This is a genomic window from Paenibacillus sp. J5C2022 (assembly GCF_025567625.1).
Classification (GTDB): Bacteria; Bacillota; Bacilli; order Paenibacillales; family Paenibacillaceae; genus Pristimantibacillus.
In genome coordinates, this window is sequence record NZ_JAOQJC010000004.1 from 192,873 (window position 1) to 204,138 (window position 11,266).

At 46.6% G+C, this 11,266-nt stretch carries 8 protein-coding genes; 7 read left to right on the forward strand and 1 reads right to left on the reverse strand.

Annotation, left to right across the window (positions count from 1 at the left end):
- Positions 1 to 39: 39 nt before the first annotated feature.
- From M6D81_RS04980 to M6D81_RS04995, 4 genes are read left to right on the forward strand one after another with little or no spacing between them, the layout of a single operon-like run.
- The gene (locus M6D81_RS04980) at positions 40 to 966 is read left to right on the forward strand and encodes an ABC transporter permease (protein WP_410795693.1); all 927 of its coding nucleotides are present in this window, start codon (positions 40 to 42) and stop codon (positions 964 to 966) included.
- 13 nt (positions 967 to 979) lie between these two features.
- Entirely contained in the window at positions 980 to 1,861 is an 882-nt protein-coding gene (locus tag M6D81_RS04985; protein WP_262675720.1) for a carbohydrate ABC transporter permease, read from the forward strand.
- Between the two features lie 22 nt (positions 1,862 to 1,883).
- Positions 1,884 to 2,963, forward strand: a complete 1,080-nt coding sequence (locus tag M6D81_RS04990) for a glycoside hydrolase family protein (protein ID WP_262675721.1) — start codon at positions 1,884 to 1,886, stop codon at positions 2,961 to 2,963.
- Complete coding sequence (locus tag M6D81_RS04995; protein ID WP_410795690.1) at positions 2,938 to 4,239, forward strand: glycoside hydrolase family 125 protein; 1,302 nt, start codon at positions 2,938 to 2,940, stop codon at positions 4,237 to 4,239. The genes M6D81_RS04990 and M6D81_RS04995 overlap by 26 nt, the downstream gene beginning before the upstream one ends.
- 311 nt (positions 4,240 to 4,550) lie before the next feature.
- Here M6D81_RS04995 and M6D81_RS05000 read toward each other — a convergent pair whose 3' ends face one another.
- Complete coding sequence (locus M6D81_RS05000) at positions 4,551 to 5,879, reverse strand: IS3 family transposase (RefSeq protein WP_262675722.1); 1,329 nt, start codon at positions 5,877 to 5,879, stop codon at positions 4,551 to 4,553.
- 786 nt (positions 5,880 to 6,665) lie between these two features.
- Between M6D81_RS05000 and M6D81_RS05005 the strand changes: the two genes are divergently transcribed.
- From M6D81_RS05005 to M6D81_RS05015, 3 genes are all read left to right on the forward strand, one after another.
- Positions 6,666 to 7,058: a transposase gene (locus M6D81_RS05005; protein ID WP_262675723.1), complete on the forward strand. Its 393-nt coding sequence runs from the start codon at positions 6,666 to 6,668 to the stop codon at positions 7,056 to 7,058.
- A 36-nt stretch (positions 7,059 to 7,094) separates the two neighbouring features.
- The gene (locus M6D81_RS31770) at positions 7,095 to 7,442 is read left to right on the forward strand and encodes a transposase (protein ID WP_410795691.1); all 348 of its coding nucleotides are present in this window, start codon (positions 7,095 to 7,097) and stop codon (positions 7,440 to 7,442) included.
- Positions 7,443 to 9,529: 2,087 nt separating this feature from the next.
- Positions 9,530 to 11,263, forward strand: a complete 1,734-nt coding sequence (locus tag M6D81_RS05015) for a recombinase family protein (RefSeq protein WP_262675724.1) — start codon at positions 9,530 to 9,532, stop codon at positions 11,261 to 11,263.
- Positions 11,264 to 11,266: the final 3 nt, after the last annotated feature.

Below are 11,266 nucleotides of genomic sequence, written 5' to 3' on the forward strand. Positions count from 1 at the left end.
AGGGCTGCGGCCATGCGCTGCGGCCCTTTCCGTATGGATATGGAGGGAGAGAGGTACTTGAATAATGTCGTCAATCGCAGATGGAGACGGCAATGGCCGCTATACGCGATGCTCATTCCTGCGATCGTTATCGTTGTCATCTACAGTTACATTCCGCTTGCGGGCGGAGCTATCGCCTTTCAGAATTTCATGCCGTCGAAAGGTTGGTTTGGATCAAAATGGGTCGGTTTGGAGCATTTTCGATATGTGTTTGAACTGCCCGATATTTGGAAAGTCATTCGTAACACTATTACCATTTCGTTGATGAAAATGATTGCCGGTCTGGCAGTCCCGATTTTATTCGCCTTGCTGCTTAATGAGGTTGGCAAAACGTTCTTCAAGCGAACGACGCAAACGTTGATCTATCTGCCCCATTTTCTTTCCTGGGTCATATTGGGCGGCATACTCGTCGATATTTTGTCACCTTCGGAAGGAATTGTTAATCTACTCATTCAGTGGATGGGAGCCAAGCCGATCTTTTTCCTGGGGGACAATAGTTGGTTTCCTTATGTGCTCGTCCTGACGGAGACTTGGAAAGAGTTCGGTTTCGGCACGATCGTGTACCTAGCCGCCCTTACCGGCATCAATCCGGCTCTCTACGAGGCAGCCGTGATCGACGGAGCAGGGCGCTTCAAGCAGACGCTTCATATTACGCTGCCCGGAATCGTACCCATTATCGTGCTGATGGCAACGCTTAGCCTCGGCAATGTGCTGAATGCGGGCTTCGACCAGGTATTCAATTTATACAATCCGCAAGTTTACGAAAGCGGGGACGTGCTCGATACGCTTGTATACCGCATCGGACTGGAGGACGCCCAATACAGTGTCGCAACCGCTATCGGTCTAATCAAATCGGTGGTATCCTTCATGTTTATTTCTGTTTCGTATTGGCTAGCTTACCGCTTTGCCAATTATCGCATCTTCTAAGGAGGGGAAGTCGATGCAGCATGCATCCCGCGGCAGAGTAGCTTTTCAGATGTTCAACTATGCCTTTTTAGCCATCGTCTCCCTGTTGTGCATTTTGCCGCTTGTGCATATTTTGGCCATCTCGTTCAGTTCAAGCACGGCCGTCTCGGCAGGGGAAGTTACGTTCTGGCCGGTGGATTTTACCTTGAAATCTTATTCATTCATACTCGACAATCCAAGGTTTCTCGACTCGCTTTGGGTAACGGTGCAACGGGTGGTGCTCGGTACGGCGATTGGCATTTTTCTGACGGTTCTGACCGCCTATCCGCTATCGAAACCTACAAGTGCTTTCCGGCATCGCAGTGTATTCGCCTGGTTTTTTGTTTTTACGATATTATTCAATGGCGGCCTTATCCCTTGGTATATGACGGTTAAGATGACCGGATTGATCAATTCGCTATGGGCGCTCGTATTGCCGTCTGCGGTAGCCGTCTTTCATATTATTCTGCTTCTCAACTTTTACCGCTCATTGCCGAAGGAGCTTGAAGAAGCCGCGCATGTGGACGGTGCGGGACACTGGGTTATCTTGTGGAAGGTGATGGTTCCGCTCTCCAAACCCGCTATTGCGACGATTCTGCTGTTTACGGTCGTGCAACATTGGAATTCCTGGTTCGACGGGATGATTCTGATGAACAAACCGAGCGACTATCCACTCGCCACATATTTGCAATCCGTGATTATCAAGCTGGATTTTGAAAATTTGCGTCAAGAGGATATCTATATGCTCGGCATCATTTCTGATCGTACTTCCAAAGCAGCGCAAATCTTTCTCGGCACCTTGCCGATTCTGCTTGTCTACCCGTTCCTGCAGAAATATTTCATGAAAGGCATAGTTATGGGCAGTGTCAAAGGTTGATGGAATAAGGAGGAGTAAGAGAATGGCAAACCCGATTAACGAAAAGCTGAATCCGGCTCCGGCTGGCGGCGGATACAACGAAGAAGACCACTTCGTCTGGTGCGGCTCCTGCGTTCGCGGCGAAGATGGCCGGTATCATATGTTCGCTTCTCGATGGAGCAAATCGCTCGGATTTGGAGTCAATTGGCTATTTAATTGCGAAGTTGTGAGGGCATCAAGCGAAACGCCGGAAGGCCCTTACCGGTATGAAGAAACGGTGCTTGGGCGAAGAGAGCGATCATATTTCGATGGGATGAATCAACATAACCCATTTATCCAATATTGGAACGGAACCTATTATCTTTATTATATGGGGACGACATACGGCGGTCCGATACCGGGTCCGGGAGATGAGGTACCATGGGAGCGCGGAGCCGAAGTGTGGAACAATAAGAGAATCGGATTGGCCGTGGCGACATCCATATTCGGACCTTGGGAACGGAGGGATATGCCTTTGCTGGAGCCGCGCCCCGGTCAATGGGACTGCACGATCACGACAAATCCTGCAGTCGCGATTCTACCTGACGGAACGACCTATATGATCTACAAGTCGCGCGAATACGCAGGGGCTACGCTGCAGTTAGGCGTGGCCAAAGCCGATCGTCCGGACGGTGCTTTCCAGCGGCTGGCTAACAAACCGATACTTGACTTCACTGACCCGGACCTGCATGTGGAGGATCCCTTCCTGTGGCATGCGGACGGCAAATTCCATCTGCTGATCAAGGACGACAGCAAGAACGGATCGTTCGGGCTGACCGGCGAATGGGGGGCTGGCGTGTACGCGACAAGCGATAACTGCATAGATTGGCAAATTCATGCCGAGCCCAAAGCCTATTCGAGAACGGTGGAATGGGAGGATGGCAGCCGGACGGAAATGTGCAATCTGGAGCGACCGTTTCTGTTATTCCATAATGGTCAGCCTACTCATTTGTTCGCAGCCGTCGGAATTGGGGAAGGACCTTATCGGTTTACGCATACCTGGAACCAGGTCATACCGCTGAATGTTAATGAAACGGAATCAAACGGAGGAACAGGAAATGACGACAATGGAGAGAAACGATAAATTGCCGGCTTCCTTGGAAGCCCTAATCGGACAAGTGTCGGACAGACTAGGCGATCAGCCGAAGCGTGCCGCGATATTCGCGAATTGCCTGGAAAATACATGGAATACGACATTAGAGCGTCTGGAGGACGGCACGACCTTTGTTATTACGGGCGACATACCCGCTATGTGGCTCAGGGACTCCGCAGCGCAAATCAGGCCTTATCTTCTGGCTGCTAACGGAGATCCGGAAGTGGCGAATGTCATTGAAGGGTTGATCGAGAGGCAGCTTCGCTTCGTGCTACTGGATCCTTACGCCAATGCGTTCAACGAAGCTCCGAACGGCCGAGGGCACACTTCCGACCTGACGGAGATGAACCCGTCGGTATGGGAACGCAAATACGAGATCGATTCGCTGTGCTACCCGATCCAGCTTGCATATTTGTTTTGGAAAAACACGGGCAGAACCTCTGTATTTAACGAAACGTTCCGGCAAGCACTACAAGCGATTATTCGACTGTGGAAAACCGAGCAGCATCATGAGACGCTATCGACTTATCGTTTTCAGCGATTGAATTGTCCGGAGACCGATACCCTTGTTCGGGAAGGCAAAGGGGCGATAACGGCATTTACCGGGATGACATGGTCGGGTTTTCGCCCGAGCGACGACGCTTGCACATACGGTTACCTCGTGCCTTCGAACATGTTTGCGGTTGTCGTACTTCGTTACGCGGCGGAAATTGCGCGCGATGTGCTTGGCGAGGAAGAGTTAGCTCGACAATCGACGGAGTTAGCAGGAGTAATCGAGCAGGGGATTCGCGAGCATGCAATTGTCGAGCATTCGACGTACGGTCGCATCTATGCTTATGAGACGGACGGTCTGGGCCATCATCATTTCATGGACGACGCCAACGTGCCAAGCCTTATGTCTGCGCCGTATCTTGGTTATTGTCCTATCGATGACCCAGTCTATATCAATACACGTAACTTCGTGCTTAGTGCTGGCAATCCTTATTACTTTGAAGGCAAGGCAGCGGCAGGTATTGGTAGTCCACATACACCCGAAAACTATATATGGCCGATCGCCCTTGCGATGCAGGGTCTGACCAGCGGAAGCCAGGAGGAGAGGGAACGACTCCTGGATTTGCTGGAAAGTACGGATGCCGGCTGCGGCATGATGCATGAGGGCTTCCATAAGGATGATCCCGAGCAATATACGAGAGAATGGTTTTCTTGGGCCAACATGATGTATTGCGAGCTCGTTATGCAGTCCGTCGGCTTGCGGGTAGCGGTCTGACGCATTGACTTGCGGCCAATTAATCTGGTGGCGACGATTTCCGATTCTGTATAAATCTATATGCTGGACTGTAACTTGTCGTGGAGTGAAACGATGCTCATCGCTTTCTTCGTCGGCGTAGCGGAAGGGGGAGTGCAGCAATATGGTATTCCGGGAAGTTCAAACGGCATAATGATTTTAACGACAAATAGAACCTCCTCTGATTACAATATCATTAAGTTAAGACGCATGAGAGAAATAAAAAAAAGAGTAGGTTCTATTAATCTGGACCCCTTGTCAAGGACACTTAAAAAAAGAGTGGTATTGAAGATTTACGAGGCGGACAATAGATGATTCCTGTATTGAACAGGGGTCATCTTTTTTAATCCCCATTGATATCTGTGGTTGTTATAATAGCGGATGTAACGATCGATTTCTTGCTTTAGCTCTTGAAGGGAACAGCAACTACGATGATCGACATGGTCCTTCATGTGGCCGAAGAACGATTCTTGGGGAGCATTGTCCCAACAGTTCCCGCGTCTGGACATCGACTGGCCTAACCCATTCTTCTTTAACAACTCCTGATAGATGGGACTGGTATAATGGCTGCCCTGATCCGAGTGGATGAAAGCATCCTTTTGGAGCTTTAGACGTTTCTGTTTCTTGAGAGCGTCAACAGTATCCGTAGCAATGTCTAATGTCAGCCGATTGGATACGTTGTGAGAGAGGATCTCACCCGTTGAGGCATCCAGTATGGTCGACAAATAGGCCATCTCGGAGCGGCCGTATGGAAGGTACGTGATATCCGTAAGCAAGGCCAGGCCTGGTATGCCCTTCTTGAAGTCCCTCTGTAGGGTATTGGGTAAGGTTCGGTGTTCCAGCGTAGCTTTGGCCATGCGTTTATAAGGGTTGGGTTTTCTGTGCGGACATACGATGTTAAACTTCTTCATCAGTCTACGGATTTTCTTTAGGTTATAGACGACACCAAACTCGTGTTCAAGAATCATCTTGATGGAGCGTGATCCCTTCTTGTATCCCCTTCGCTCAAAAGCCTTCTTAATGAGCTGTCCTGCCTCGGTATCCAAGCGAGCCCGCTCTAAGCGTGAATCAGCGGCGAGCAGGTAGCTGTAATACCCCGAATGGGATACGTTAAGCAACGAACAGAGGTACCTCGTCATGCGTCCTAGGCCTTGATCTACGGTGTCTTTTATGAGTTCGAATAATTTATTCTTGCTTAAGTTCATTCCTTTTGCTACCAGCAACCTTTCTTTCGTATCTAGCTTTTTTAACAGTTCGATTTGAGATTCAAGTAAGTAAATTCGTGCTTCCTGCTTTGCAATGACTTCATCCGGCGATAACTCTCTACGTAACGGGCGTCCCGAGGCCTCTTTTCTGGAATCAGATAACCCAATAATTCCTCCGTGTTCGTAAGCCCTCTTCCAGCGGTCAGCAGACTGTTCTACTCGCTTAATTCCGATTACCGTAACATCAAATCCGTGAGCTTCGAAAATCTCTCTCGGGGTTTTCCCTGTCATATATTGGTCAATGAATAACTGCTTAAATTCATCTGCATATGTTATCGCTTTATCACTAACGTTCTTTACATACCTGTTCTTCGCCATCTGTTCACGTTCTTCTTCTGTAAACCGTTTCTTGCTCATAAGGTAATCCCCCTCCATTGCTTGCTCAAGTATACAAAAAAGTACCCACAGCCCGCACACCTTTTTTCTAAGTGTCCAGTCTATGGGTACCAGTGTATATCGAAAACCCGCTTTTTTTTCTACGGTTGACTAACTTACTAACAGAGCTTGTTTTCAATTTGTTTGAGGTAAGCCAGAGGGTCTCGACGAAAACGTCTACGTTTCGTACGGCGACATTCTTGGTTAAACGCTTCATGGGAAACCTGTTGCAGTCTCGTTAAAAGAGGCTTTGCCTTAGCGCATCATCAACGAGCACCACAAACTCGCCGCAGCGGAGAATGTGTTTGTTCCAACTGCAGCGTTCCGTCGTTCGGCGGTGTTTCGTTTTTGTTTGACGAAAAAATCGCTCATGATCATTATTCGTGTGGGGAACCCAGAGTGAATCATAGCAGACAAAAAGTCCCTTCCAAAAGCCTTGCGTGTAGCTCTCGAAGTTGGATAAAAGAATATGATCTTCTTTACGGGAGAGCACTGGAAAACGATTACAGAATATGTGAAGATGGTTGATGAGCAATCATCAGTCATCTTTTTAACTCATTTACTTTATCAGCTAAACGCGGTAATTTGCTCTAATATATTCGAGGTGAATTTCGTGTTAGAAATGAACAAACAACAGTCGCTCTCCTTTCATAGCGAACTATAAAATTTGATCCCACAAGACCATCTTCTTATTCGCATTCATCAATTAATCGATTTCTCATTCATTCTTGATTTCTAGCTTATTTGGCTCATCTTGGCGAAACCGTAGTGCAACTGCTACCCGATGCTGAAGGTACATTGCAATCCCGACTAGAGGAAACCAAGAAGATCGTAAGCGATGAGCGTTTATTATCTTGGAAAGGGGTTCAGTCGGCGATTGATCCAGATGCCAGATTCGGCTGGAAAAGTGCCACAACCTCATTTTTCGGCACCGAAGATGGCATTATTGCAGCGTTGAAGGTGGACCCTGGCAATGCGAGTGATCCAAAGGCATTCCCTGAATTGTTGGAACAAACGAGCAAGACCGGATTAATTGTAGATGAAGTGCTTGCAGACAAAGCATATGGCAGTTTTACAAACCTGAAATTACTTGAAAAGGAAGGCATTACGCCAACGATTAAATTAAACGAGATGATGCTTTATGGTCATCAAGACGAGTAACGAGAAAAGTTTATTTACCTCAAAGACAGTGATACTGTGGAATGCCCTGCTGGTCTTCACAGTATTCCGAAAGCAAAGATGGGGCGAAAAAACGGCAATGAGTTCCAAAGGCTGACGTTTTTCTTTGATGTGGAGAAATGCAAGTCATGCCCCCTTCAAGAAGGATGCTACCAGCTAGGTTCAAATTCAAAAACGTATTCCGTTCCCATCGTGCCAGAGTTTAAACAAAAAGCAATGGATTACCATAATTCCGATGCTCTCAAACTACGCTACCGGATGCGGTATAAGATAGAACAAAAGAACCATGAACTAAAAAACATCATGGCCTGGCCATTTCACAATATAGCCGAGGTTTGCTTGGCATGCGCATACAAGCCATTCTGACGGCCATTGTTGTAAATGCGAAACGAATGATGAAGCTAACAACACCGAAAACGGCTTAGAAAGGGACACGGCTCCTTTCTATAACACAAAAAAGTCGTTGTTCTGTTGCTCGAGGCAACAAAACAACGACTTTTTCAGTGCTCTCCTACTTTACGGGGTATACGTCTTTTTCATCCAAGACCGTAAACATTGCATGGTAAAACTCACCGTCTCGCTACGCTGGTCCACCGCAACCGTTGTTCGAGTAAGCGGGCGGTTTCCTGAATCGGAATCTGCCAACGCTTAACAGTTCGGTACTTTAACGTATATTCGGGAAGTTTGCGGAACAGACGAAGAACTTTATTCAGTAGGTCCCCCCTTTTTTAGCTACACTCTTTTCGAGCGAAGCTTTCACAACCCTGGCTTTTTCATAAATCCGAATCCCTAGTAAATCCAGTGGAGGATTTCCGTCCTCCAGAAGAAGCGAACGAGTAGCCGCTAAGTAATCTCGTGTCACTTCACTTTCTATTAAATCGTCATCTTCGACTTGCATCTCAATTTCTCGGAGGTCACGCAGGCTATTTTTGAGCTAGGTTTTGAGTTTGCGGTCCAGATTGACGACAGGTTTGGCAATATCTTTAAGATAGTGGTATTGGCAATATGGGTAAGGAGTTTCCGGCCAGGTTTCCCTCATTGCCAGTCGAATGGATTGTTGACCATCACTCACAAGTCCAATCACGGGAAAACCAAGATCTTTAACAGGCATTAAGAGCGCCATCGGCTCGGTTTTAGATCCACTTTATAAATTTTTGCTGCTAAAATCCGACCACTAAATTCCTCGCGCACGATGTAAAGCGTTTCATTTCCTTTCTCCGGTTGAATACCGTCCATGGAGAGAAGCAGTCCATGGTATTCAGTCACGACGTTGCTTAGCTATTCTTTGACGTCAGCGTTCAGAGAAACGCGAAGTAAGGCCAGATACCATTCGTAGAGACGCATGGTATAACGCTCTGAGGTCGGAAATCCTTGTTCGGTTAAGGATTCGGAAATTTCGGTAACCGTCATATGCCGTTTAAACCGCATCTCTCCAACAAGAGCGAGCACATCATAGGCCTGCACTGAACGGAAATAGCGTTTGGACTTGTTACAAACTGTATCTGGTCAATGGTACGCCATATTCCAGACCTGAACAATGCCCTGGAGCGTCGCCACTATTTTATTCGAGGCGGTGTGATGTCGCTTAAGCTTAGTGCCGCAGTCTGGACAATGAGTGACCTCCGGGCGAAAATACACTTTTCGTTCGGGTACAATTCGATTTTTAGGTAAGCCTTTCTTTTGTGGTTTCATCATGATCCCTCCCAAGTTAGCTCTTACCTTTTATTACCCAATTGCAGAGTGGTTAGTTAAATAGTCAACCGTAGTTATTTTTCTACGACTGACCAATTAACTAACAAGGATTTCCGAATGCTTCAGTCTGATCACAAACAAGTACATGAAGCCTTTGCCCGTCCGCAGATATGTAATATCGATCCCCCAAACCTGATCTGGGCGCTCGATCTTCAACCCGCACAACAGGTAGGGACGGATATACTGGGCATGGACCGCTTGCTCAGGTTCGGGCCCGGGTAGATCACTTCGAATCCCATTACGCGCATCAGTCGATGAATTACCCCTTATGATCGTCTCGGGAAAACGAACGCAGACCACCACGGGCTTTTATGAACTCATTTTGTCTATTGAGTACCCGATTTAAGCCTCGAAATGAACAGGTTAGTAGAAGGCCTTATTTTGAGGTCATTTATGCTATCCGATGACGTTTTGAGGGGGATGATAGCTTGAAGACAGATTTGTTGAGATACAGTATGCAGATTGCGATGCTCAGACAGCTACTGAACTTATCTTTGATAAGCGAACAGGAATTTAATACGGTAAAGAACCTTATAATGCGAGAATATGGAGTCTGTTCAGACCTTACATCTAAATAAGTTGTTGTCAAGTCATACTGACTGTCAGAAAAAAGTATAGAAGTCCAGATTTGCACCTTTGTCGAAATCGCCTGAATTGATTACGCTAGTGGCGTAGAATATAACTCAGGGGAGGAAGCTTCAATGTCATTTTCAGTCGAGGTTATAAAAGCCAATCGCAAGCTGTCAGATCGTACCGGCGGGCAACAAGAGTTTCTAAGAGTAGCTCCATATGCGCGGGTAAGCACAGACACGGAGGAGCAGCTCAACAGCTACAAATCTCAAGTCTCCTATTACAAAGAAATGATTAGCCAGCGCAGTGATTGGGTGCTTGCTGATATTTATGCAGATGAAGCCATTACAGGCACTCAGGTGAAGAAGCGAGATGATTTCCAGCGCTTAATAAACGATTGTCTCAATGGAAAGATTGATATGGTGATTACCAAGTCTATCTCCAGGTTTGCCCGCAATACAGTAGATACCTTAAAGTATGTGCGCAAGCTCAAGGAAAGAAATGTGGCCGTATTTTTTGAAAAGGAGAACATCAATACGTTAACGATGGATGGCGAGCTATTGCTTACAATCCTCAGCTCGGTTGCACAGCAGGAGGTCGAGAATATCTCATCCATTGTGAAGATGGGCTTGAAAATGAAGATGCAGCGCGGCGAGCTTATCGGCTTTCAAAGCTGCCTTGGATATGATTATGATCTTACTACCAAGCAAATTTCAGTGAATGAAGATGAAGCGGGGGTTGTTCGATATATTTTTGAACGTTATATTGCTGGCGCGGGGGCCTCTGTCATTGCTCAAGAATTAACGAAGCTTCCATATAAAACAAAGCGCGGGAATTCAGAATGGGGAGATACTGCAGTGCTGGGCATCATTAAAAATGAAAAATACAAAGGAGATCTTCTTCAAGGTAAAACCTTTACGCTTGATCCGATCTCGAAGAGGAGGTTGGATAATCATGGTGAAGAGGATCAATATTACATTAAGAATCATCATGAGCCTATAGTGAGTGAAGAAGTTTTTGAGCAAGCTCAAGAAATTTTGTTCCGACGCGGAAAGCCGCGTGGAAAACATGAAAAGGGAGGTAAGCGAGAAAAGTTTAGCCGGAAGTTTACATTTAGCTGCAAGCTTGAATGTGTGTTCTGTGGGAAAAACTATTCGCGCAGAAGTTGGAATAGCAGAACTATTTATGCAAAGATCATTTGGCAATGCGTCTCTTTCTCGAAGAAAGGAAAGAAATACTGCCCGCACAGTAAGGGCATTGAGGAAAGCATAATTGAGAAAGCCTTTGTCGAAACGTACAATCGTGTCTGCGGCAATCACAAGGATGTGCTGGATGAGCTTTTGTTAAAAATGGAGTCCGCGCTAGGTGATCAACAACATCACAAGCAATTAAGCAAGGTGAAGCACGAAATTGAGGCTCTCGAACAAAAGCGATCTAACTTGATTGATCTTCATTTGGATGAAAAAATTGATCGTGCAACGTATGAACGTAAGTATGAGGAATTGGAGTCAACACTAACGGAGCTAATCGAATCAAGCGAGCAACTGGAGACATCGGCTCAAGAAGAGGTTGACGTTGAAAAGAGATTGCTGCATTTTCGCAACGTGCTTCAAACCAATTCCGTCCTTACTGATTTTGATCGCAATGTATTCGAAAGTGTCGTCGAAAAGGTTATAATAGGAGAAGAACAGGAAGACGGAAGTGTAGAGCCGTATCAAATAACCTTCGTATTCAAAACGGGATTAAGAAGCAGAATTCATGGAAAGGGCGGTAATAAAAGCCCAAAAAGGCCGTCATCCGAGAGGAGGGATGAATGTCCCCATCTACCGGACAACACATGTGGAGTGCTGTGTGTTGTTGGTTAGGGA

Excerpts from the sequence above, each read along its gene's own strand:
- M6D81_RS04980 (WP_410795693.1), top strand. The coding sequence starts at position 40 with ATGGAGGGAGAGAGGTACTTGAATAATGTCGTCAATCGCAGATGGAGA.
- M6D81_RS04985 (WP_262675720.1), top strand. The coding sequence starts at position 980 with ATGCAGCATGCATCCCGCGGCAGAGTAGCTTTTCAGATGTTCAACTAT.
- M6D81_RS04990 (WP_262675721.1), top strand. The coding sequence starts at position 1,884 with ATGGCAAACCCGATTAACGAAAAGCTGAATCCGGCTCCGGCTGGCGGC.
- M6D81_RS04995 (WP_410795690.1), top strand. The coding sequence starts at position 2,938 with ATGACGACAATGGAGAGAAACGATAAATTGCCGGCTTCCTTGGAAGCC.
- M6D81_RS05000 (WP_262675722.1), bottom strand. The coding sequence starts at position 5,879 with ATGAGCAAGAAACGGTTTACAGAAGAAGAACGTGAACAGATGGCGAAG.
- M6D81_RS05015 (WP_262675724.1), top strand. The coding sequence starts at position 9,530 with ATGTCATTTTCAGTCGAGGTTATAAAAGCCAATCGCAAGCTGTCAGAT.